22 protein-coding genes are annotated in these 22,664 nt (G+C 67.4%); 12 read left to right on the forward strand and 10 right to left on the reverse strand.

Translation table 11 applies throughout. The features are described 5' to 3' along the window. Nucleotides 1–4: 4 nt before the first annotated feature. Both BLV60_RS26255 and BLV60_RS26260 read left to right on the forward strand, forming a co-directional pair. On the forward strand, nucleotides 5–358 hold the full coding sequence (locus tag BLV60_RS26255; RefSeq protein WP_093058322.1) for a nitrile hydratase accessory protein: 354 nt from the start codon (nucleotides 5–7) through the stop codon (nucleotides 356–358). A 115-nt stretch (nucleotides 359–473) separates the two neighbouring features. Then, nucleotides 474–1,760 carry a M20/M25/M40 family metallo-hydrolase gene (locus BLV60_RS26260; protein ID WP_093058225.1) on the forward strand — a complete coding sequence of 429 codons (1,287 nt, stop codon included), beginning with the start codon at nucleotides 474–476 and terminating at the stop codon, nucleotides 1,758–1,760. A gap of 20 nt (nucleotides 1,761–1,780) precedes the next feature. On the opposite strand, the gene BLV60_RS26265 is transcribed toward BLV60_RS26260, so the two are convergent. Both BLV60_RS26265 and BLV60_RS26270 read right to left on the reverse strand, forming a co-directional pair. Continuing rightward, a complete protein-coding gene (locus BLV60_RS26265; protein ID WP_093058226.1) occupies nucleotides 1,781–2,485 on the reverse strand; it encodes a glutathione S-transferase N-terminal domain-containing protein in 705 nt (234 codons plus the stop codon). A 96-nt stretch (nucleotides 2,486–2,581) separates the two neighbouring features. Further along, nucleotides 2,582–3,421, reverse strand: a complete 840-nt coding sequence (locus BLV60_RS26270) for a phosphate/phosphite/phosphonate ABC transporter substrate-binding protein (protein WP_093058227.1) — start codon at nucleotides 3,419–3,421, stop codon at nucleotides 2,582–2,584. 256 nt (nucleotides 3,422–3,677) lie between these two features. Here BLV60_RS26270 and BLV60_RS26275 point away from each other — a divergent pair, with 256 nt between their 5' ends. From BLV60_RS26275 to BLV60_RS26285, 3 genes are all read left to right on the forward strand, one after another. Next, a complete protein-coding gene (locus BLV60_RS26275) occupies nucleotides 3,678–4,982 on the forward strand; it encodes an MFS transporter (protein WP_093058228.1) in 1,305 nt (434 codons plus the stop codon). 30 nt (nucleotides 4,983–5,012) lie between these two features. Further along, nucleotides 5,013–6,428, forward strand: a complete 1,416-nt coding sequence (locus BLV60_RS26280; protein ID WP_093058229.1) for an FAD-binding oxidoreductase — start codon at nucleotides 5,013–5,015, stop codon at nucleotides 6,426–6,428. Nucleotides 6,429–6,504: 76 nt separating this feature from the next. Then, nucleotides 6,505–7,467 carry a LysR substrate-binding domain-containing protein gene (locus tag BLV60_RS26285; protein ID WP_093058230.1) on the forward strand — a complete coding sequence of 321 codons (963 nt, stop codon included), beginning with the start codon at nucleotides 6,505–6,507 and terminating at the stop codon, nucleotides 7,465–7,467. 16 nt (nucleotides 7,468–7,483) lie between these two features. Here the strand turns inward: BLV60_RS26285 and BLV60_RS26290 are convergent, their stop codons facing one another. Then, the gene (locus BLV60_RS26290; RefSeq protein ID WP_218132252.1) at nucleotides 7,484–8,122 is read right to left on the reverse strand and encodes a TetR/AcrR family transcriptional regulator; all 639 of its coding nucleotides are present in this window, start codon (nucleotides 8,120–8,122) and stop codon (nucleotides 7,484–7,486) included. 241 nt (nucleotides 8,123–8,363) lie between these two features. On the opposite strand from BLV60_RS26290, the gene BLV60_RS26295 reads away from it, so the two are divergent. The 4 genes from BLV60_RS26295 (at nucleotide 8,364) to BLV60_RS26310 (ending at nucleotide 12,619) form a co-directional block, all read left to right on the forward strand. After that, entirely contained in the window at nucleotides 8,364–9,167 is an 804-nt protein-coding gene (locus tag BLV60_RS26295; protein WP_093058232.1) for an SDR family NAD(P)-dependent oxidoreductase, read from the forward strand. A gap of 22 nt (nucleotides 9,168–9,189) precedes the next feature. Continuing rightward, nucleotides 9,190–10,326: a DUF5938 domain-containing protein gene (locus BLV60_RS26300; protein WP_093058233.1), complete on the forward strand. Its 1,137-nt coding sequence runs from the start codon at nucleotides 9,190–9,192 to the stop codon at nucleotides 10,324–10,326. A 5-nt stretch (nucleotides 10,327–10,331) separates the two neighbouring features. Beyond that, a complete protein-coding gene (locus BLV60_RS26305) occupies nucleotides 10,332–11,885 on the forward strand; it encodes an AMP-binding protein (protein WP_093058234.1) in 1,554 nt (517 codons plus the stop codon). Nucleotides 11,886–11,956: 71 nt separating this feature from the next. Continuing rightward, nucleotides 11,957–12,619: a DUF1345 domain-containing protein gene (locus tag BLV60_RS26310; RefSeq protein ID WP_093058235.1), complete on the forward strand. Its 663-nt coding sequence runs from the start codon at nucleotides 11,957–11,959 to the stop codon at nucleotides 12,617–12,619. A gap of 19 nt (nucleotides 12,620–12,638) precedes the next feature. Here BLV60_RS26310 and BLV60_RS26315 read toward each other — a convergent pair whose 3' ends face one another. The 3 genes from BLV60_RS26315 to BLV60_RS26325 are packed head-to-tail and all read right to left on the reverse strand — an operon-like array spanning nucleotide 12,639 to nucleotide 15,730. Beyond that, nucleotides 12,639–13,580 carry a DMT family transporter gene (locus BLV60_RS26315; protein ID WP_093058236.1) on the reverse strand — a complete coding sequence of 314 codons (942 nt, stop codon included), beginning with the start codon at nucleotides 13,578–13,580 and terminating at the stop codon, nucleotides 12,639–12,641. Between the two features lie 38 nt (nucleotides 13,581–13,618). Then, nucleotides 13,619–14,116, reverse strand: coding sequence for a methylated-DNA--[protein]-cysteine S-methyltransferase (locus tag BLV60_RS26320; protein ID WP_093058237.1), 498 nt, complete (start codon nucleotides 14,114–14,116; stop codon nucleotides 13,619–13,621). 6 nt (nucleotides 14,117–14,122) lie between these two features. Next, nucleotides 14,123–15,730: a DNA-3-methyladenine glycosylase 2 family protein gene (locus tag BLV60_RS26325; RefSeq protein ID WP_093058238.1), complete on the reverse strand. Its 1,608-nt coding sequence runs from the start codon at nucleotides 15,728–15,730 to the stop codon at nucleotides 14,123–14,125. Nucleotides 15,731–15,841: 111 nt separating this feature from the next. Here BLV60_RS26325 and BLV60_RS26330 point away from each other — a divergent pair, with 111 nt between their 5' ends. Both BLV60_RS26330 and BLV60_RS26335 read left to right on the forward strand, forming a co-directional pair. Continuing rightward, entirely contained in the window at nucleotides 15,842–17,224 is a 1,383-nt protein-coding gene (locus BLV60_RS26330; protein ID WP_093058239.1) for a phosphomannomutase/phosphoglucomutase, read from the forward strand. 9 nt (nucleotides 17,225–17,233) lie between these two features. After that, nucleotides 17,234–18,616, forward strand: a complete 1,383-nt coding sequence (locus BLV60_RS26335; RefSeq protein ID WP_093058240.1) for a 3-deoxy-D-manno-octulosonic acid transferase — start codon at nucleotides 17,234–17,236, stop codon at nucleotides 18,614–18,616. A 13-nt stretch (nucleotides 18,617–18,629) separates the two neighbouring features. On the opposite strand, the gene BLV60_RS26340 is transcribed toward BLV60_RS26335, so the two are convergent. Genes BLV60_RS26340 through BLV60_RS26355 form a run of 4 tightly spaced genes read right to left on the reverse strand, consistent with a single transcriptional unit; the run spans nucleotide 18,630 to nucleotide 21,987 of the window. Continuing rightward, on the reverse strand, nucleotides 18,630–20,183 hold the full coding sequence (locus BLV60_RS26340; RefSeq protein WP_093058241.1) for a TolC family outer membrane protein: 1,554 nt from the start codon (nucleotides 20,181–20,183) through the stop codon (nucleotides 18,630–18,632). A gap of 21 nt (nucleotides 20,184–20,204) precedes the next feature. After that, a complete protein-coding gene (locus tag BLV60_RS26345) occupies nucleotides 20,205–20,549 on the reverse strand; it encodes a rhodanese-like domain-containing protein (RefSeq protein WP_093058242.1) in 345 nt (114 codons plus the stop codon). Between the two features lie 16 nt (nucleotides 20,550–20,565). Next, on the reverse strand, nucleotides 20,566–21,243 hold the full coding sequence (locus BLV60_RS26350; protein ID WP_093058243.1) for a protein-L-isoaspartate O-methyltransferase family protein: 678 nt from the start codon (nucleotides 21,241–21,243) through the stop codon (nucleotides 20,566–20,568). Between the two features lie 21 nt (nucleotides 21,244–21,264). Continuing rightward, entirely contained in the window at nucleotides 21,265–21,987 is a 723-nt protein-coding gene (locus BLV60_RS26355) for a TetR/AcrR family transcriptional regulator (RefSeq protein WP_093058244.1), read from the reverse strand. A 102-nt stretch (nucleotides 21,988–22,089) separates the two neighbouring features. Here BLV60_RS26355 and msrA point away from each other — a divergent pair, with 102 nt between their 5' ends. Continuing rightward, nucleotides 22,090–22,641 carry a peptide-methionine (S)-S-oxide reductase MsrA gene (gene msrA / locus BLV60_RS26360; RefSeq protein WP_093058245.1) on the forward strand — a complete coding sequence of 184 codons (552 nt, stop codon included), beginning with the start codon at nucleotides 22,090–22,092 and terminating at the stop codon, nucleotides 22,639–22,641. Nucleotides 22,642–22,664 lie beyond the last annotated feature (23 nt).

Consider the following 22,664-nt stretch of genomic DNA (forward strand, 5'->3'; position numbering starts at 1 on the left):
CGACATGCCCCTGTCGCCCGGCATGCCGCGCGATGCCGATGGGCCCGTGTTCAATGCACCGTGGGAGGCGCAGGCCTTCGCGATGACGCTGGCGCTGCATGAACGCGGCCTGTTCACCTGGCCGGAATGGGCTGAGGCGCTGGCCGGGCAGATCGCCGCTGCACAGGCCGCAGGCGACCCTGACACCGGCGAGACCTATTACCGCCACTGGCTCGCCGCGCTCGAAGGTCTCGTGGCCCGCAAGGGCGCCAGCTCCGACGACGAACTGGCCCGCTACCGCCACGCCTGGGACCACGCGGCCGACCGCACACCGCATGGCCAGCCGATCGAGTTGCGCGGCGAGGATTTCCCCGGCTAGAGGTGCGTGCCGGTGCGGTGTGCCGCGGCCCGCATCGTGCTTGACCCGTTCTCGAAGCGGGTGATAGCCTGCCGCCGCTTCCCCGTCCCTCCACAGAAAGCACAGAACGCACAACATGACGATTCATTCGCGCCATCTCTTCCCGGTTCCTTCGGCATCCACATCAACCCGCCGCTGGGCGCGCACCGCCTGCCACGGCGCCGTGCTCGCGTGCGCCATGCTGCTTGCCGGCAACGCCGCGGCCCAGAAGCCGCATCAGGGCGTGCTCGACGCAGCTACGCAAAGCAAGGACGAGGCAGTCAAGATGCTGGAGCGCATGGTCAACATCGACTCGGGCTCGGCCGACACCGCGGGCCTGGAAAAGGTCCGCGAGATAGCCGTGGACGAACTGCGCAAGCTCGGCGCGCGCATCGAGACCTTTCCGGCCGATCCGCACCCCGGCACCAACGTGGTCGCGACGCTGACCGGCCAGGGCAAGAAGAAGATCCTGATCCTCGCGCACATGGACACCGTCTTCAAGGAAGGCACGGCTGCAGCCAAGCCCTTCTACATCAAGGACGGCCGCGCCTACGGCCCCGGCGTGATGGACGACAAGGGCGGCGTGGTGGCCGGCCTGTATGCGCTGAAGATCCTGAAGCAGATCGGCTTCAAGGACTATGGGCAGATCACCTTCCTGCTCGACACCAACGAAGAGGTCGGCTCCGTCGGCACCAGCGCGCTCATCGAGCGCATTGCCAAGCAACATGACGTGGCGCTGAACCTGGAGCCGGGCCGACCGGCTGACGGCCTCGTGGTCGAGCGCAAGGGCTCGGCCACCGCACTCATCGAGGTGAAGGGCGTGGCCGCTCACGCGGGCGTGGCGCCCGAGGCGGGCCGCAACGCGGCGATGGAGGTGGCGCACCAGGTGCTGCAGCTGTCGAAGACGGCGGATGCGGCGAAGAAGACCACGGTCAACTTCACGGTGCTCACGGCTAACGGCCCGACCAACGTGATTCCCGCGACGGCCAGCGCCAAGGGCGACGTGCGCGTGGCCACGCCTGAAGAGTTCGATCGTGTCGAGAAAGACCTGATCCGCATCTCGCAGAACAAGCTCATTCCCGAGACCGAAGTGCGCGTGCGCCTGATTCGCGGCCTGCCCCCGATGCCGCGTTTGCCAGCATCAGACAAGCTGGTGCGCATGGCCGAAGGCATCTACGGCGAGATCGGCAAGAAGCTCACCATCGAGAGCAGCGGCGGCGCGGCCGACGCGAGCCTGGTGGCGGGCGTCGGCGTGCCGGTGCTCGACGGCTTCGGCATCGTGGGTGGCGGCATCCACACGCCGGAGGAATACGCGGAGGTCGAGAGCGTGGTGCCGCGGCTTTATCTGCTCTCGCGCATGCTGATGGACTTGTCCGCGAACTGATCGCGAACGGACCGGACCGTTCAGCCCCGCTTCGGAATGCCCAGCCCCGCCACCACGGCGGGGCGCGCCACGAAGGCATCGAGCGCGCGCGCCACGTTCTTGAAATCCTTGAAGCCCACCAGATCCGCAGCCTCGTAGAAGCCGATCAGGTTGCGGATCCACGGGAAGGTGGCGATGTCGGCGATGGTGTAGCTGTCGCCCATGATCCATGCGCGGTCTGTCAGGTGCTTGTCGAGCACGCCGAGCAGGCGCTTCGATTCGCCCACGTAGCGGTCGCGCGGGCGCTTGTCTTCGTAGTCCTTGCCGGCGAACTTGTTGAAGAAGCCGAGCTGGCCGAACATCGGGCCGATGCCGCCCATCTGGAACATTACCCACTGCAGGGTTTCGTAGCGGCCGGCGGCGTCCTGCGGAATGAACTTGCCGGTTTTCTCGGCAAGGTACATGAGGATGGCGCCTGACTCGAAAAGCGCCAGCGGTTTGCCGCCGGGGCCGTTGGGGTCGATGATGGCCGGGATCTTGTTATTCGGGTTGAGCGACAAGAACTCCGGCGACATCTGGTCACTGGTCTCGAAGCTCACGAGGTGCGGCTCGTAGGGCAGGCCGGTCTCCTCCAGCATGATCGACACCTTCACGCCGTTGGGCGTGGGCAGCGAGTACAGCTGCAGCCGGTCAGGGTGCTGCGCGGGCCATTTTTTCGTGATGGGGAAGCTCGAGAGATCGGTCATGGAGGGAGTCCTTGAGAGGGAGGAAACTGCAAGCGCCGGATTCTGCCCGCGTCGGGCAGATGGCGTGCGCGTGCGGCTTTACCCTCTGCCTGGCCCTCAGATTCCCAGCCAGCTCATCAGCGAGGCCTCGACGTCGGCCGAAGGCGCGACGAAGCCGACGTAGCTGGATGCCGCGAGCGCGCGCTTGCCCGCGTCGGTCTGCCCCAGGCTCAGCAGGGCTTCGCGCGCCGCGCTCACCGTGGCCGCGTCGAGCTTGCGTGAAGCGAGCCATTGCTTGATTGGCACCGCGCGCGATTCCGCGCATACCTTGCCCCCGCCGTCCTTCCAGGTCTTGACCACGCTGGAGGCTGCCGTTGCGCCATAAGCTGCGAAGCCGTTCTGCACGTAGAAGGGCACGGCCTCCTGGAAGCGCGTGTTGGTGACCTTGACCGCCGTCGGCCCCTGCAGGCCCTGCTCGCGCAGCATCGCGCGGGTGATCACCGCAGTGATCGAGTCGGCATCGGGCATGACCAGCTGCTTGCCCGCCACGCTTTTCCAGTCGGAGATCGGCTGCTGCTCCTTGCACAGGAACGACACCTTGTAGTCGGTGTAGCCGGTGGTCCAGGCGAAGGCGCTGTACTGCCCGCTCTTGATGGCGGCGAGCGCCACGTGCGACGGATGCACGAAGGCGAAGTCGACCTGCTGCTGCTTCAGCGCGTCGCGCGCGCCGTTGTACGAATTGAGCACCTTGACCGTCACCGGCTGCTTGAGCGCCTTGGACAGTACTTCGGCGATGGGCTCGAAGCGGGCGCTGACCTGCGCGTCGGACACGTTGTAGCTCACGCCTTCGCTGACACCGATCACGAAGGCATGCGCCGAGGCGCCAACTGCCAGAAGCAACCCCGCTGTACCGCGAGCGACGGTGCGAAGCGAAGGACGAAGAGTGCGGTGATTCATGGAGGCCTTCTTCCAGTTGATGGGTAATGTTGTAACTAAATTATTACATTCATCGGGGCGGAGGAACAGGGCCTTGACCGCAGGGTTAGCCCTGATGAAACAACACTTCGGCGAACCGGCGGCGTGCGCATCTCGTTCGGAGATACGCGGATCTTCAATCCATATGAATCTTGCGTAGAAACCCGCACCTGCGCGGCGGGGTGCGAACGAGACTATTGGCTGCAACCGGGCCAGAACGAACGAAAGCGACGCACCCATGAGCACCAGCACCATCGCAACGCCGCCCTACAGCGGCCGCTTCGACAGCACCTCCGACGCCGTCTACCGCAAGGTCGGATGGCGGCTGATCCCGCTGCTATTCGTTTGCTACATCGTGGCGTACCTCGACCGCGTGAACGTCGGCTTCGCCAAGCTGCAGATGCAGGGCGACCTGCAGTTCAGCGACGCGGTCTACGGGCTGGGCGCGGGCATCTTCTTCATCGGCTATTTCCTGTTCGAGGTGCCGAGCAACGTCGTGCTGCACCGCGTGGGCGCGCGCCGCTGGATCGCGCGGATCATGATCACCTGGGGCCTGCTCTCGGCGGCCACCATGTTCGTGAGTTCGCCGGTGTCGTTCTACGTGATCCGCTTCCTGCTCGGTGCGGCCGAGGCGGGCTTCTTCCCCGGCATCATCCTGTACCTCACCTACTGGTACCCGGCCGCGCGGCGCGGCAAGGCCACGTCGCTGTTCCTCGCGGCGATTCCGTTCGCGGGCATCCTCGGCGGGCCGATCTCGGGCTGGATCCTGCAGGGCATGAGCGGCGTCAACGGATGGGCCGGCTGGCAGTGGCTGTTTCTGCTGCAGGGGCTGCCGACCGTGGCGCTGGGCCTGGTCGTGTGGCGCTACCTCGATGACCGCGTGAAGGACGTGCAGTGGCTCACGCCCGCCGAGCGCGAACTCATCGCCCGTGACATCGCCGCCGAAGACGCCGGCAAGGCCGAGCCGCGCATCCTCAGCGTGCTGGGCAACGGCCGCGTGTGGCTGCTGGCGCTGGTGTACTTTGCGTACACCTCGGGGCTGTACGGCATCTCGTTCTGGCTGCCGAGCATCATCAAGGCGATCGGCGTGAAGGGCGCGCTCGACATCGGCCTGCTCAGCGCCATTCCGTGGACCTTCGGCGTGATCGCGATGTACTTCGTGGCCCGCAGCGCCGACCGCCGGCTCGAGTACCGCTGGCACAGCGCGCTGGCCGCCATCGTCGGCGCCATCGGCCTGGTGCTGAGCGTGGCCTTCCACGGCAATGCGACGCTCGCGATGGCCGGCCTCACGCTGGCCACGATGGGCATCATGTCGACCTTCCCGGTCTTCTGGGGCATGCCGACGGCCTTTCTCGGCGGTGCTGCTGCGGCGGCGGGCATTGCGCTCATCAACTCCTTCGGCAACCTCTCGGGCTTCAGCGCGCCATTTCTCATCGGGCTCATCAAGGATGCGACGCAGAGCACCGATGCCGGCCTGCACATGCTTGCAGGGCTGCTGGTGACTGGCGCGGTGCTGGTGCTGTTCGTCAAGCCGAAGCGCTGATCCGTTTATCTGCCTCCTTGAAGGAACCCCATGGACACGGTCGTGAGTTCGAACACGCGGCGTTCCCCGTCGCCTGAACTGATTGCGCTACTGCAGCGCAAGTTTGCCGAGCGCTTTTCCACCAACCCGGCCGTGCTGCTGCAGCACGGCACCGACGAGTCGACCTATCTGCCGCAGCCGCCCGATGCGGTGGTGTTCGTGCGCAGCACCGAAGAGACGGCGTTCGTGGTGCGGGCCTGCGCACGCGAGCGCGTGCCGGTCATCGGCTTCGGCGTGGGCTCGTCGGTGGAAGGGCACCTGCTGGCCGTCGAGGGTGGCGTGTGCATCGACTTCTCGCAGATGAACAAGGTGCTGGCAATTCGCCCCGGAGACCTCACGGCCACGGTCGAGGCCGGCGTGACGCGCGGGCAGCTGAACGCGGAGCTGATGGGCACCGGCTTTTTCTTCTCGGTCGACCCCGGTGCCAATGCGTCCATCGGCGGCATGATCGCCACGGCCGCATCGGGCACCAACACCGTTCGCTACGGCACCATGCGCGACAACCTCGTGAGCCTGACGGTGGTCACGGCCAACGGAGACACGACGCACACCGCCTCGCGGGCACGCAAGAGCTCGGCGGGCTACAACCTCACGCAGCTGTACTGCGGCTCCGAAGGCACGCTGGGGCTGATCACCGAGGCCACCGTGCGGCTGCATCCGCACCCCGAGGCCTACGCGGCAGCGGTGGTGCACTTTCCGTCGGTGCGCGCGGCGGTCGACTGCGTGATCGAGTCGATCCAGATGGGCGTTCCGCTGGCGCGCGCCGAGATGCTGGACGCACTGACCATCCGCGCCGTGAACGCGTACAGCCACACCAACCTGGGCGAGAACCCGACGCTGTTCCTGGAGTTCGGCGCGAGCCAGGCGCAGATCGACGAGCAGGCCGGCATCGTGCGGGAGATTGCGGGCAACCACGGCGGTGGCGCCTTTCAATGGGCCAACCGGCCCGAGGAGCGCTCGCGCCTGTGGACGCCGCGCCATCACGCCTACTTCGCCTGCCTGCAACTGAAGGCGGGCAGCCGTAGCCTGACCACCGACGCGTGCGTGCCGCTGTCCGCGCTCGCGCAGTGCATCGAGGAGACGCAGGCCGACATCGCCGAACACGGCCTGCTGGTGCCGGTGTTCGGCCACGTCGGCGACGGCAACTTCCATTGCCTGGTGCTGGTGGACCCGAACAGCGCGGCGGAGAACGAAGCCGCCGAGGCCTTCAGCCACCGGCTTGTGCAGCGCGCGCTGCGCCATGGCGGCACTTCGACCGGCGAGCATGGCGTGGGGATGCACAAGATGAAGTACCTGGTCGAGGAGCACGGAGAGCACACGGTGGCGCTGATGCGTGCCGTGAAGCAGGCGCTGGACCCGTACAACATCTTCAACCCGGGAAAGGTCGTTGCTCCGGCCGGAGCCTGAGTGCCCGAGCGGAGATGTGCGGCCTAGAATCCCCGGCCTCGCCTGCACCCCGCAGTGCGCGGCCGGAGGCCCTTCGATGGAGCTGCGTCAGTTCAAGTACTTCGTTGCCATCGTGGATTGCGGCAGCCTGTCGCGCGCCGCGCAGCAACTCTTCATTGCACAGTCGGCATTGAGCAAGCAGATGGCCGAGCTCGAAGCCGAGCTCGGCACCCAGCTGCTGCTTCGCAGCCGCAACGGCGTGGCGATGACCGAGGCAGGCAAGGTCTTCTACGAGTACGCGCAGGGCATCACCAAGCAGGTGAGCGACGCCAAGGCCGCCGTGCATGTCGCGGCCGATTCGGTGGCGGGCTCGGTGGTGGCGGCGCTGCCGCAAAGCGTGTCGCCCATGATCGCGCTACCGCTGATGCGCGCAGCGGCCCGGCGCTATCCCGACGTGGTGCTGCATCTGAACGAGGAACTCACCGGCAACATGGCCGACCAGCTGCTGCGCGGCCGGGTCGACGTGGCGGTGTTCTCGCCTGCCATGCCGGCGGAAGACATCCGGTTCGTCCCGCTGGTGGAGGAAGACTTCGTGTTCCTCGAATCGCCGCAGAGCCCGCATGCGCTGCCGCCCGGCGACGTGAGCATTGCGCAGGCTACTGCGCGGCCGCTGGTGTGGCCCGCCAATGCGCACGGCCACTGCACGCGTTGGCTGGTCGATGCGGTGCTGGAGCGCGAGGGGCATTCCACGGCGCAGGTGGCCGCGGAGATCAATTCGGTCTACACGCTGAAGGCGGCGGTGGAGGCGGGGCTCGGGCCGACCATCATGCCGTTCGGGCTCGCGCAGCGCGAAGTGCAGGAAGGCCGGCTTGTCGCGCATCGCATCGACTCGCCATCGATGTTTCGCACGCTCGGGCTGTGCGTGTCGGTGCATCTGCCGACCACGAACGCGAAGCGCGCCGTGTGCACGCTGATCGGCGACGTGGTGCGCGATCTGTGCGAGAGCGGGCAGTGGGCGGGCGCGCGTGCCGTCGCGCCGGCGAAAGGGCCAAGGCCCTGACGCCCGGCCCTTCGTTTCAGGCGCGGCGCTTGCGGGCCGGCGCTGCGGCTTTGGCAGGGGCCGCGAACAGGTGCGAGATGGCCTGGCGCACATCGGCCTGCATGTTGTCGATGGCCTTCGCATCGCCCGACAGGTGCTTCAGCAGCGCCTGCTGGAACAGCCCGTCGAACAGCGCATAGGTGGCCGAGGGCGGCATGCCGGGCGCTTCGCCCGAGAGCTCGGCAAAGCGGCTCATGATGCGCCAGATCATGTCCTCGAGGCTCTTGTCGATCTGCACGACATCGGCGCGGAAGGCTTCTTCGAACAGCGCCTGCGAACGCAGGTCGTACCAGAGGCGATGCACGTGGCCTTCGTCGCGCAGCGTGTCGCCAAGGCTCTGCAGGAAGCCATCCATCAGCTCGTCGTAGGTGGTGGCGCTTTCCACCGCGTGGTCGTAGCGCGTGACGCAGCGCGCCTTGTACTGCTTGACGCTGCAGATGATCAGGTCGACCTTGTCGCTGAAGTAGTAGTGCAGAACGCCGTGAGAGAACTCCGAGTTCTGGGCGATCTCGCGCAGGCTGGTGCGTGCATAGCCCAGTGCTGCCAGCGTTGTCAGCGCGGCTTCGCCCAGTTCGGCGCGCCGTTCCGAGAATTTGTCGACCCGCGTCTTGGGCACTCGTTCAGCGTGTTTCTTTAGCCGTTGATGTGTCGTCATTGAAAGCCGGACCGCACGCATGCCGGCCCCTGTGTTCTTCGTGATTCCAAACCATAGCACGCAAGCGGAAGAACCCGCATCCGGCGTGCCACGCATGTCATTTTACGAAGTTTTGACAATCGTCAAAGAAAAACTTGACACCCGTAAAGTCGATTTCTACGATGACCGCTCCATCTCACAACACATCTACAGGAGACAAGTGATGGCCAAGTTCGACTTGAAAGGGCGCAAGGCCCTGGTGACGGGCGGTGCGCGCGGCATTGGTGCGGGCATTGCCGAAGCGCTGGCGGTGGCCGGCGCCTCCGTGATGATTGGCGACGTGCTCGCCGACCTGGGGCGCGAAACCGCTTCAAGGTTGTCTGCGTCTGGAGCGAAGGTGGGCTTCGTGCCGCTCGACGTCACGAAAGACGGCGACTGGGCCTCGGCCACCGAGACCACCGTCAAGGAGCTCGGCGGCTTCGACATCCTCGTCAACAACGCCGGCATCGAGATCACTTCGCTGGTGATCGACGTCGACGGCGACGACCTGCGCCGCATGCTGGACGTGAATGTGGCCGGCACGCTGCTCGGCATGAAGCACGCGTTCCGTGCGATGCGTCCCGGCGGCGGCGCGGGTGGCGGCGGGGCGGTGGTCAACATCGCCTCGGTCGCGGCGACCATCGCTTTCCCGGCCATTGCGGGCTACTCGGCGACCAAGTCCGCAGTCGATCGCGCCACGCGCGTCGCGGCCATGGAGTCCGGCAAGCTGGGCTACGGCGTTCGCGTGAACTGCATCTACCCGGGGCTGGTGCCCACCGACATGGGCATGAAGCTCGCCAGCGACATCGTCGCTGCAGGGCTCGCGCCCAGCGTCGAGGCGGCCGTGGGCGACGTGATCGGCCAGACGCCATTGGGCCGTCTCGGCGAAGTCGGCGACATGGCCGACGTGGTGGTCTTCCTCTGCTCCGATGCGGCCCGGTTCATCACCGGCGCCGGCATCGCGGTGGACGGTGGCATGGGCATGTGAGCGCACAAAAAGGAGACACAACATGAGCAGCAGCAAGAAGAAGCCCGTCGTCGTCTACGGCGCCTCCGGCTACACCGGCCGACTGGTGTGCGAATACCTGCGCGAGTACAACATCCCCTTCGTTGCCGCGGGCCGCAGCGCGCAGAAGGTCGAAGCGGCGATGAAGTCCAACGTGCCCGGCATCGAGACTGCGAGCTACGAAGTGGTGGAGGTGGCGCATTCGGTGGCGGCGCTCACCGAGCTCTTCACCGGTGCCTCGGTGGTGCTCAACACGGTGGGGCCTTTCGCCAAGTTCGGCCCGGAGGTGGTCGAGGCCTGCCTGGCCGCCGGATGCCACTACACCGACACCACCGGCGAGCAGGACTGGCTCATCACGCTCGAACAGAAGTACGGCGCCAAGTTCGCCGCCGCGGGCCTGCTGCTCTCGCCCGGCCTGGCGCAGATGTACACCACCGGCGAGATCGCGGCGCAGCTGTGCCTGGAGACGCCCGGGCTCGACACGCTGGACATTGCCGTGTTCTGGGGCGGCAGCCCGACCATCGCGTCCACTCAGACCATCCTGGTCAACGCAGCCACGTCCAAGGCCTACTACCTGGAGCAGAACGAGTACGTGGAGTGGCAACCCGACGCGGGCCTGTACCACCTGTCGATTCCCGGCCAGCATGAGGCGGCGCTGGCGCTGCCCTGGGGCGGCACCTCGCACCCGGTATGGTTCAAGCGCGATCCGCGCGTGGCCAATGTGAAGGTGCTCGGCGGGGTCTTCAACAAGGCGCTGATGCAGGGCGTGCCGCACATCGTGGCCGCCGCGCTCAAGGCCACGGAAGGCATGAACGACGAGGATCGCTACGCCGCACTGGCCCAGACGGCGGCAGGCGTGATGAACACCATGCCCCCGCGCGAGAACCCGCGCATCAACAAGTCCGTCGATTCGGTGCATGCCTCCGGTCCGCTGGGCCGCATGCACTGCGTGATCTTCGGGAATTGCAACTACAAGCAGACCGGCTTGTTGCAGGCCTATGCGGCGGCCTCGCTGCTGCAGCAGGCACCGCGCCGCGCCGGCTTCGCCTCGGGTTGCCAGGCCTTCGGGCATCGCGAGTTGCTGGGCGCGCTGCGCAGCTTCGGACTGGTGCAGGAGCCCGTGCTCACCCGGCTGGGCTGACTCCCATGCGCCTGATCGACTACCTGGACAAGGGCGCTTCGCTGGGAGCCGCGGCGCCCTGCCTGCGCATGGGGGCCGTGCTGCTGTCGTACGGCGACGTGCAGCGCTTCAGCTACCGTGTGGCGCGGGCGCTGCAGCGCAGCGGCATCGCCTCGGGCAGCAAGGTGGCGGTGCTGTCGGGTAACGACCCGGTCGCCTTTGCATGCGTCTTCGGGCTGTCGCGCGCCGCGGCCGTGTGGTGTCCGATCAACCCGCGCAACGAGGCTGCCGAGAACCGCTATGTGCTCGACGCCTTCGACTGCAGCTGCCTGATCTTCCACAGCGACTACGCACCGCTGGTCGAGCAGATGCGGGCCGACCTGCCCAAGGTGACGACGCTGGTCTGCCTCGACAAGGCGCAGCCCTTCGCGCCATCGCTCGACCAATGGCTGGGGGATGCCGGCGATGCGCCCATCGATGTGCCGGTGGTCGACGACGTTGCGATGATCGCCGGCACCGGCGGCACCACCGGCCAGCCCAAGGGCGTGATGCTGTCGGGGCGCAACCTCGAGGCGATGTCGGCGCTGACGCTGATGGGCTACCCCTTCGAGGGCCGGCCCGTCTACCTCGCGCTGGCACCGCTCACGCATGCGGCCGGCGTGCTGTGCCTGCCGGTGATGGCGCTGGGCGGGCAGGTCGTGATCATGCCCAAGCCAGACCTGGGCGAATTTCTCGGCCTCATCGAAGAACACGGCGTCACCCACACCTTCCTGCCACCCACGCTGATCTACATGCTGCTGCAGCACCCGCAGCTGGCAGATGCGAAGCTCGATTCGCTGCAGTGCTTCTGGTACGGCGCGGCGCCCATGTCGGCCGCGCGGCTCGAAGAGGCGCTGCAGAAGATCGGTCCCGTCATGGCCCAGCTCTTTGGCCAGACAGAGGCGCCGATGATGATCTCGATGATGTCGCCGCGCGACCACTTCAACAATGACGGCACCGTCGCACGCCAACGCCTGTCATCGGCCGGCCGCCCCGGGCCGCTCGTGCAGGTGGGCGTGATGAACGGCGACGGCGCGCTGCTGCCCACGGGCGAGAGCGGCGAGATCGTGGTGCGCGGCTCGCTCGTGATGCTCGGCTACTACAAGGACGCGCGCGCCACCGAAGAGGCCTCGCGCCACGGCTGGCACCACACCGGCGACATCGGCTACCTCGACACAGACGGCTTTCTCTACATCGTGGACCGCGCCAAGGACATGATCATCTCGGGCGGCTTCAACGTCTACTCCGTCGAGGTCGAGCAGGTGCTGATGCAGCACCCCGACGTGCAGGACAGCGCCGTCGTCGGCCTGCCCGACGAGAAGTGGGGCGAGCGCGTGGTGGCAGTGCTGCAACCGCATGCCGGGCGGCAACTGGACGTGGAGGAGATCAAGGCCTTCGTCAAGTCGCGCATCGGCAGCGTGAAGGCACCCAAGCAGATCGAGGTGTGGCTCGACCTGCCGCGCTCCAAGGTGGGCAAGGTGCTGAAGAAGGAAGTGCGCGCAGCGTTGCTGTCGGACGGAGAAGGGCAGAGACGGCGCTAGAAGCGAATGTCTCCGGGCATGACTCCCTTGAACGCCGACGACGGGAGACTGCGCGGAGCTACAGTGCCGCCATGCGCAAACACCTTTCCACCACCACCGGTCCCCAACGTCTTTTCTACGGCGCTGTCTCAGGCTGCGCCACCGCCGCGGCGTTGATGCCGGTGCCCATGAGCGGCATGGCGCGCGCGCTGGCCGGGTGGTGCGTGGCCGTGGTGGTCTACCAGGTGCTGTCGTGGTGGCTGGCCGACACCTTCGATGCGAAGCGCACGCGCGAACGGGCGCAGTCGCTGGACCAGCCCAACGTGGTGATCCTCGTCTCGATGCTGGTGGTGGTCGGCGCCAGCGTGGTGGCCATCGCCATGCTGCTGCAGCAGGTGAAGGCGCTGAGCGGCTGGGAGCGCGCGGCGCACGTGGCGCTCGGGCTCGTGGCGCTGGCGGGCTCGTGGCTGATGATGCACACGATCTATGCCTTTCATTACGCGCACCGCTACTACATCGACCAGAAGAGCGGCACGCCCGACGGCGGGCTCGACTTTCCGGGCAAGGACGACGCCCCCGACTACTTCGACTTTCTCTACTACTCGTACGTGATCGGCATGACCTCGCAGGTGTCCGATGTGCAGGCGACGTCGAAGGAGATGCGACGCATCACGTTGCTGCACAGCGTGCTGGCCTTCGCGTTCAACATGCTGGTGCTCGCACTCTCGGTGAACGTCGTCGCGGGCGCCGTGTAGGCGCCCCGGCGAAGCGCGCTCAGGCCGAGGCCTTGCGGGGCGAGCCCAGCTTGACGATGCCCGTCGACAGCGCCACGCCGCAGACGATGACGGCCGCGCAGATCAGCATCCACTGCGTGATGTTCTCGCCGAGGAAGACCGCGCCGTAGAACAGCGCGAACACCGGCACCAGGAAGGTCACCGTCAGCGCGCGCGCCGGGCCGGCGCGTTCGATCAGCCGGAAGAACAGGATGTAGGCGACGCCCGTGCAGGCGATGCCGAGCGCCAGCAGCGCGAGCCACGCGCGCAGGCTGGGCATCTGCGCGGGCCAGAGCCAGAAGGCGGGCAGGGCGAGGAACAGCGTGGCGCCGATCTGGCTGCCGGTGGCTGTGGTGAGCGCGGGCACGCCGCCCAGGTGGGCCCGCGTGGCGCTGGCCGAGATGCCGTAGCAAAGGCATGCACCCAGGCAGGCCAGCACCGCGAAGAGCGCGGCATTGCCGCTGGCGCCCGCATGCAGGCCGGCACTGCGGCTGGCGAGCATTGCCACGCCGGCAAAGCCGATCACCAGCCCGACGATGCGCGAACCCGCAGGCCGCTCGCGGAACCAGGCCCAGGCGACGAGCGCGCCGAACATCGGTGTCGTGGCATTGAGCACGGCGGCCAGGCCGGTGTTGATGGTCAGCAGCGCGAAACAGAACAGGGCGAACGGCATGCCCGAGTTGAAGACACCGACCGCGAAACTGGCCTTCCAGTGCTTGGCGAGAGACGGTCCCTGGCCGCGCAGCAGCGCGATGGGCAGCAGGAACAGCGCGGCGATGGCCACCCGCACCGCGGCCGTCGGCAGCGCGCCGAACTCCGCCGCGCCGATGCGCATGAAGAGGAAAGACGCGCCCCAGAGCGCGCCCAGCAGCACCAGGTCGATGAGCCAGGCGGTTGGTGCGAGGGGCTTGGCGGCTGCGATGTTGTTGTTCGTTGTGGTCATGCGTCTTTCGCTCTCTGTCTCTTCTTCGTTGGATGTTCTTACAGCGCGCCTTCGAGCTCCAGAAGGGCGGTCTTGCGGTCGAGCCCGCCAGCGTAACCGGTCAGCGATCCGTCGGCGCCCAGCACGCGGTGGCAAGGCACGATCACGCTGATCGGATTGCGCCCCACGGCCGCGCCAACGGCGCGTACCGCGGCCGGGTTGCCCACGTTGACGCTGAGCGCGCCATAGCTCGTGGTGGCGCCCGCCGGAATGGCCAGCAGTTGCTGCCACACGCTCTGCTGGAACGCGGTGCCGTGCGACAGGTCGAGCTTCATGTCGAAGTTGTCGCGCTTGCCGGCGAAGTAGTCGTGCAGCTGCGCGGCCGCCTCGACCAGCGCGGGGTGGTCGTCCTTCGTGATCCAGCCGCTGGTGTCGGGCCAGTGGCGCTGCTGGTCGAACCAGACGCCGGCCAGGCCCTGGTCGGTGGCCGCCATCGTGATGCCGCCGAGCGGCGTGTCGATGTGCGAGGTGTAGATGACTTTGCTCTTGAATTTCATGACGTTTCAGGCGGCGAGGCCTGCCGTAGTGATGAGAGGGAGTTCCGCGGCCGCCGTTTCGGTGGCGGTTGCAGGAGTGGAAGAGGGCGCATGCCACGCCCGCAGCACTGCGTAGCTGCGCCATGGCCGCCAGGCTTGCGAGGCCTCGCTGGCAGCGCGCGCTGTGGTTACGCCCAGCGCCTTCTGCAGTGCCACGTCGCCGGCCGGAAATGCATCGGGCCAACGCAGCGCGCGCATCGCGATGTACTGCGCGGTCCAGGCGCCGATGCCGGGCAGCTCCTGCAGCGCCGCGATGGTCGAAGGCACGTCGGCCCCCGCATGCAGCGCCAGCTTGCCGGACGCGACTTCGCGTGCGATGGCGTGCAGGGCCGTCTGCCGCTGCCGCACGATGCCGAGCTGCCCCAGCGCATCGCCGCTCGCGGCGGCAATGGTCGCGGGCGTGGGAAACAGGCGGTTCAGCCCCTCGATGGGCGTAGCCAGTGGCTCGCCGAAGGCCTCGACCAGCCGCGAGCCCAGCGTGCGCGCCGCGGCCACCGTGATCTGCTGGCCCAGCACCGCGCGCACCGCCAGCTCGAAGCCGTCGACCGTGCCCGGCACGCGCAGCCCGTCGCCATGCGGAAAGGCCGCATGCAGCGCTGCATTGATGGCCATCGGCTCGGCGTCGAGGTCGAACAGGGCGCGTGCGCGGCTGATGACGATGGGCAGCACCGCGGCCAGTGAATCGCTGACCGACAGCAGCAGTTGCTCGCGTTCGAGGTCGAAGCGCAGTTGCAGCCAGCCCGCATGCGCCTGTCCGCCTTGCTGGACGCGCAGCGTGCGGGTCAGCTTTACATAGGTGGGCGTGCTGCCCTTGGCGGGCTCCTTGCCGTCCGCCGTGGATACGACTTCGACGCCGCGCAGCGCACGGCGCGCGAAGAAGCCCAGCATCGCGTTGGCGTCGTAGGGCGGGCGAAAGCCCAGCCGCACCTCGATGGCCTTGCCTTCGCCACCTTCGACGGTGGCGCCACCGGCGCGCCGCAGGGCGCTCGGGTTCAGGCCGTAGTGCTCCAGAAAGGCCGCATTGAAGCGCCGCACGCTGGCGAAGCCGCTGGCCAGCGCCACCTGCGTCATCGGCAGGCGGGTGTCGGCGATGAGCTGCTTGGCGGCCAGCAGGCGGCGCGTCTGCAGATATTGAAGGGGCGAGACGCCGAACTGCACCTCGAAGATGCGCCGCAGGTGGCGGTCGCTCACGCCGAGCCGCGCCGCGATCTGCGCCGCGCCCGGGCCGTCTTCCGACCAGGCGTCGGGCTCGTCGATCAGCCGTGCTGCCTGCAGCGCGAGGATGCGCGAGGCGTCTTCGGTCGACCAGCTGGCTGCGCCTGAAGCACGAGGGGCCAGCTCGGGCCGGCAGCGCAGGCAGGGGCGGAAGCCCGCGGCCTCGGCCTGTGCCGCGTGGCGGAAGAACCGGCAGTTCTCGCGGCGCGGCAGCTTGACGCGGCAGACCGGGCGGCAATAGATGCCGGTGGAGGTCACGGCGGTGAAGAACGACCCGTCGAAGCGCGCATCATGCGTCTTCATCGCCAGGTAGCAGGCGTCGCTCTCGAGCGCTTCGGTGAGGGTGTGGCTGGTAGGCATGGGGAAATGATACGGTTTCGACTCGTTTCAACTGGCCGTTTTCGGACATGTGGGCATCTGGAGCCTTGCCTACAATGCCCCGTTTACAAAACCAACAGGGAAACGCCTTTCATGCAGCTCAGCGCGTCGATCTTCAAGGCCTATGACATTCGCGGCGTCGTGCCCGTCACTCTCGATACGGAGGTGGCGGAAGCGCTCGGCAGGGCCTTCGGCAGCGCAGCCCGCGCCGCCGGTGAGAAGTCGGTGGCCGTAGGTCGCGATGGCCGCCTGTCGGGCCCCGCGCTGGCAGAGGCGCTGATCAAGGGCCTGGTGGCCACCGGCGTCGAAGTGATCGACGTGGGCGCCGTCACCACCCCGATGCTGTACTTCGCGGCCCACACGCTGTGCAAGAGCGGCATCCAGGTCACCGGCAGCCACAACCCCAAGGACTACAACGGCTTCAAGATGGTGCTGGCCGGCCGCGCGATCTACGGCGACGAGATCCAGGGCCTGCGCAAGACCATGGAAGCTGGCACCGCTCAGCTCGCCCCAGGCGGTAGCGTGCGCAAGGTCGACGTGACCGAGGCCTACGTCAAGCGCATTGCCGGCGACATCAAGCTGGCGCGGCCGATGAAGATCGTGGTCGATTCGGGCAACGGCATCGCGGGTGCGTCGGCCCCTGCCATCTTCCGCGCCATCGGCTGCGAAGTGACCGAGCTGTTCAGCGAAGTCGACGGCGACTTCCCCAACCATCACCCGGACCCCAGCAAGCCCGAGAACCTCAAGGACCTGATGGCCGCGCTGGCCACCGGCGACGCCGAACTGGGCCTGGCCTTCGACGGCGACGGCGACCGCCTGGGCATCGTCACCAAGGACGGCCAGAACATCTTCCCCGACCGCCAGATGCAACTCTTTGCACAGGACGTGCTGTCGCGCGTGCCCGGCGGCACCATCATTTACGACGTGAAGTGCTCGCAGCGCCTGGCACCGGCCATCGAGGCAGCGGGCGGCGTGCCGATGATCTTCAAGACCGGCCATTCGCTGATCAAGGCGAAGATGAAGGAGATCGATTCGCCGCTGGGCGGCGAGATGAGCGGCCACATCTTCTTCAAGGAGCGGTGGTTCGGCTTCGACGACGGCACCTATGCGGGCTGCCGGCTGCTCGAGATCCTGAGCAAGAGCCCGAACGCGAGCGACGTGCTCAACGCGCTGCCCACCAGCTTCTCGACGCCCGAACTCAACGTGGCCTGCGCCGAAGGCGAGCCGCACGTGGTGGTCGACAAGCTCGTGAAGGGCGCGAGCTTCGCGGCCCCAGCCAAGGTCTCGACCATCGATGGCTTGCGCGTCGACTGGCCCGATGGCTTCGGCCTGATCCGCGCCTCGAACACCACCCCCGTGCTGGTGCTGCGCTTCGAAGGCCAGACCGATGCCGCATTGAAGCGCATCGAAGCCGAGATGCTGGCTCTGTTGAGAACCGTCAAGCCCGACGCCAAGCTGGCTGAAGCCTCCCATTGAACTGAGCCCGTGCGTTCCCTGCTGCTTCGCCTCTACGGCGTCTTCACCACCGTCGTGCAACCGCTAGTGCGCCGCAAGCTGCGGCGCCGCGCCGAGGCCGAGCCGGGCTATGGCGTGGCCGTGGAAGAGCGCTTCGGCCACTATGACGAAGCCACCACCGGCCAGGCCCAGTGCTGGGTGCATGCGGTTTCGCTCGGCGAGACGCGCGCGGCCGCCATCCTGATCGCCGAGCTGCGGCGGCAGTACCCGGGCATTCCGATCCTGCTCACGCATGGCACCGCCACCGGTCGCGAAGAAGGCGCCAAGCTGCTCGAACCCGGCGACACGCAGGTCTGGCAGCCGTGGGACACGCCGGGCGCGGTGGCGCGTTTTCTTGACAAATTCCAGCCACGCATCGGCGTGCTGATGGAAACCGAGGTCTGGCCCGAGATGGCCGCCGCGTGCGCCGAGCGCCATATTCCGCTGGTGCTGGCCAACGCGCGGCTCAACGAGAAATCGCTGGCCTCGGCCGAACGGCTTGCATGGCTGGCGCGGCCCGCGTACTCGGCGCTCACCGCCGTGTGGGCGCAGACCGAGGCCGATGCGCACCGCCTGGTGTCGCTCGGCGCCAAGGTGGCCGGCATCTACGGCAACCTCAAGTTCGACGCCACGCCCGATGCGCGCCAGCTGAACGCGGCGGTGTCGCTGCGCGAGCGCCTGCCCAAGCCGATGGTCGTGCTCGCAAGCTCGCGCGACGGCGAAGAGCGGTTGCTGCTCGAAGTGCTCAAGCGCTTCGGCGCAACCTCGCCCGTGCCGCCCGAGCAGGGCGCGATCCGCTCGATCGCCAAGCGTGTGCACGACGTGCAATGGATGATCGTGCCGCGGCATCCGCAGCGCTTCGACGAAGTGGCAGCGCTGATCGAGGCCGAAGGCTTTGCCGTCGCGCGCCGCAGCGCGGCGGGCCAGCCTTCCGACGCCGAGATCTGGCTCGGCGATTCGCTGGGCGAGATGGCGCTGTACTACGGCCTTGCCGACGTGGCGCTGCTGGGCGGCAGCTTCGAGCCGCTGGGCGGCCAGAACCTCATCGAGCCGGCCGCCTGCGGTTGCCCGGTGATCATGGGCCCGTCGACCTTCAACTTCGCCGAGGCGGCGCAGCTGTCGCTGGCGGCCGGTGCGTCGCTGCGGGTCGAGGGCATGGAGCAGGCCGTGACGGCCGCGCTGAAGCTGGTCGAGAACCCCGAGCGCCGCGCCACGATGGCGCAGGCCGCGCTGGCGTTCTCTTCATCGAACCGCGGGGCTGCCGAGCGCACTGCGGCCGCGGTGCTGGCGATTGCGCAGGCGGCGGAGCCGGTGACGGCGGCAGGCGAGCCGCTGGACGAAGAGCCAACGCGGGCCGAGCCCACGCTGGACTGACTGCGGCGCGCGCTCAGCGCACCGGCGGGTTCAGGATCACCGGCGGCACGGGTGCTGTCGGCATCGTCGGCGCCGGCGGATTGAACGGCTGCACCGGCACCGGCGGGATCACCGGAATGCTCGGCGGCGTCACGGTTGTCGCAGGCGGCACTGTGGTGCTGCGATCAGGCCCGGTGGCCGAGGGCACGGCCGGCACGCTGCCGTTGCTCGCCAGCGTCGCGTTGATCGCATTCATGTCGTCGGTCGTCAGCGTGCCGTTGGCCTGGCGCAGCTTCAGGTTGCCCAGCAGCACGTTGTAGCGCGCCTGCGCCAGGTCGCGTTTAGTCTGGTACAGCTGGCTTTGCGAGTTCAGCACGTCGATGTTGATGCGCACGCCCACCTGGTAGCCGAGCCGGTTGGCGTCGAGCGCGCTCTGGCTCGATGCCTCGGCTGCTTCCAGCGCCTTCACCTGTCCTGCGCCGGAGACGAGCCCGAGGTAGGCCGCGCGCGTGGCCTGCGCCACGCTGCGGCGGGTGCCGTCGAGCACGCTGCGCGACTGGTCTTCGAGCGCCAGCGTTTCCTTGATGCGGTTTTCGGTGGCGAAGCCGGCGAACAGCGGCAGGTTGAAGGTCACGCCGACTGTGGTCGCGTTGACGCGGGTGCCCACGGTGCTGGTGCTGGTGCCCGTCGGGTTGCGCGTGACGTTGTAGCCCAGGTTGGCGTCGAGCGTGGGCTTGTGGCCGGCCTTGGCCTTGTCCACTTCGAGCCCGGCCACGTCGAGGCCCAGGCGGGCCTGCTGGATCGAGGGATGCACCTCGTCAGCCTGCGCGACCCATGCGTTGATGTCCGCGGGCACGGCGGCGGGCAGCACTACCGGCACCCGCAGCGGCACCGGCACGCTGCCGGGGCGGCCGACCAGCTGGTCGAGCACGATCTTCTTCACCTGCAGGTCGTTCTCGGCCGCGATCTCCTGCGCGATCACCAGGTCGTAGCGGGCCTGTGCCTCGCGCGAGTCAGTGATGGTGGAGGTGCCGACCTCGAAGTTGCGCTTGGCCGACGCCAACTGCTCGGCCACGGCAACCTTTTGCGCGCGCACCAGCGCCAGGCTGTCCTGGCTTGCGAGCACGTCGAAGTACGCCTGGCTCACGCGCACGATCAGGTCTTGTTCGGCAATGGTGAGCACCGCCTGCGCGATGTCGGCCTGGCGCTTGCCCTGCTCGTACGTGGCCCAGTTGGCCGGTCGGTACAGCGGCTGCGTGGCGTTGATGCCGACGTTCTGCGTGTTGAAGTCGCGCGGCGTGGTGGTGCCGCGGCCGCTGCCCGTGAGAGTGTCGATGTCGAGGTCGCTGCGCGTCACGCCGGCCGTGAGCCCCACGGCGGGAAGGATGCCGGCCTTGGCCTGCGCGGCACGCGCGACGTTGGCCTCGTACTGGGCCCGTGCGCCCTGGTAGGTGGCGTCGTAGCCGCGGGCGGCGTCATAGAGTTCGTTCAGTGTCTGGGCCTGGGTCAGGGCCGGCGATGCGAGCAGGGCTGCGAAGATGCTTGCGAGCGCTGCGGAAAGAGGCGAAAGCCGGGGCCTGGAAGGCATTGAACGTCCTTGAAGAAAGAATCAGTAGCGCGGGACCGAGGGGTCGTGCGAAGACCAGGCGTCGATGCCGCCCGCCACGTTGGCGAGCTGGTCAAAGCCGTTCTGGTTCAAAAAGGCGGCCACGCGCTGGCTGCGCGCGCCGTGATGGCACAGGCATGCAATTCGAAGTTCGGACTGGCCGTCATTCAGTTCGGCCAGCCGCCCGGGAATCTCGTTCATCGGAATCGCCACCAGGGTGAAGCCCTGGGGAGCGACGCTCGCCGTCTGCAGTTCCCAGGGCTCGCGCACGTCGAGCAGCACGGGGGTGGCATCGGCGTTCTGGGCGAACCAGGCGGCAAGGTCGGCGGGGCGGACTTGGTCGATCATTCGGTCAACCGCCGGCTCAGAACGAGAAGCGCGAGGGCTCGGGGAAGTTCAGCAGGCGCGGGGCCACGATGTCCCAGGGCTGGATGGTGTCCCACTTGCTTTCGCTCGAGCGGGTGACGAAGTGGGCGCGCATCATCGGCTCTTCGCCCACGATGGCCGAGAGGCGGCCGCCGACCTTGAGCGAACCCAGCAGGTTCTGCGGAATGCGGGCGACCGAGCCGCTCAGCACGATCACGTCGAAGCTCGGGCCGCTGGCCAGGGGCACGGCGCCGTCGGCATTGCGCACTTCGACGTTGGTCACGCCGTTGCGGCGCAGCGTCTCGGCGGCGCGGGCGGCCAGCACGGGGTTGATTTCAAGCGACAGCACCTGGGCGGCGCGGGCGCCCAGCAGGGCGGCCATGAAGCCGGAGCCGGTGCCGATCTCGAGCACCGATTCGTGCTTCTGGATGTGCAGGTCTTGCAGCGTGCGTGCCTCGACCTTGGGCGACAGCATGAATTCGCCGGGCACGGAGCCGTCGAGCAGGGGCAGTTCCATGTCGAAGAAAGACAGCGTGCGGTGTTCTTCCGGCACGTAGTCTTCGCGGTGGATTTCGGCCAGCAGTTCGAGGATGTCCGTTTCCAGCACATCCCAGGGGCGGATCTGCTGTTCGATCATGTTGAAGCGCAAGCGCTCGAGGGTGGGGGTGGGGTTCATGGCGTGGTTTTCCTAGTGGGCTCAGGACAAACCTTCAATTTTAGGTGCCGTCGGTGACACCGTCGGCACGCTCGGCCTTCCGGGGTGCGAGCTGAGCCCGTTGATCACCACGTCGGCCTGCACGGCGAGGTACTTTTCGGGGTCGAGAGCCGATGCGCCGTCGACGCAGACCATGGCCGAATGCTTCCAGAGCATGAGGAAGACCATGGGCGCCACCACCGAGTAGATCGCGTGGTCGATGTCCATCGGCGCGAACTCGCCGCTGTCGATGCCGCGCTTGAAAATGCGCCGCAGCAGCTCGTGGCCGGGGCGGACCACCTCGCGGCGGTAGAACTCCGCCAGTTCTGGAAAGTTGGCGCCCTCGCTCATCATGAGCTTGGTCAGGCCCGAGGCCTGGGTCTTGCCGACGCGCTCCCACCACACGTTCATGCAGTAGCGCAGCATCTCGGCCGTGGTGCCTTCGAAGGCCTCGAACTCGGCATTCCACTCCGTGAAACGGCCGCCGAGGTTTTCCATGACCACGGCCTTGAACAGCTCTTCCTTGCTCGGAAAGTAGAGAAAGAGGGTGCCCTTGGAGACGCCGGCACGCGCCGCCACTTCCTCGGAACGGGTGGCGGCAAAGCCCTTTTCGACGAACAGATCGAGCGCGGCGGCCAGCAGCTCGCCGGGACGCGCCTCTTTCCGGCGCTCGCGCTTGGCGTGCACCGGGCAGATCTTTTCGACGAAGGAGCGGGGCGTGGGCATGGTGTTAATGACTCGCGGGTTAGTAATGTAGTGACCGGCATCCGTCACGTCAAGCCGCGACAATATCGGGTTCGTCTTTTTCCAACCTGCCGGAGCAGCACCATGTCCACTTCACCGTCGCCGACCGAAACCATCGTGCTGGGCGGTGGCTGCTTCTGGTGCACCGAGGCGGTGTTCGACCGGGTGCAGGGCGTGCTGGACGTGGAATCGGGCTATTGCAACGGCCAGACCGTCAACCCGACCTATGAGCAGGTCTGCACCGGCCGCACCGGCCATGCCGAGGTGGTGAAGCTCGAATTCGACCCGGCGCAGATCAGCCTGCGCGAAATCCTCGAAATCTTCTTCGTCGTGCACGACCCGACCACGCTCAACCGCCAGGGCAACGACGTCGGCACCCAGTACCGCAGCGGCATCTACTACACCAGCGACGCCCAGAAAGAGGTGGCCGAAGGGGTCATCCGCGAGATCGAGGCCAGCAAGACCTATCACTCGCCCGTCGTCACCGAAGTGGCAAAGCTCGCCAACTACTCGACAGCCGAGGCCTACCACCAGGACTACTTCCTGAACAACCCGAACCAGGGCTACTGCGCATTCGTCGTGGGCCCGAAGGTCGAGAAGTTCCAGAAGACCTTCGCCTCGCGCCTGAAGGCCTGATCGGCCATCAAGACTCGCGCCCT

Origin of the sequence: Variovorax sp. YR634 (assembly GCF_900106655.1) — a bacterium.
GTDB lineage: Bacteria > Pseudomonadota > Gammaproteobacteria > Burkholderiales > Burkholderiaceae_C > Variovorax.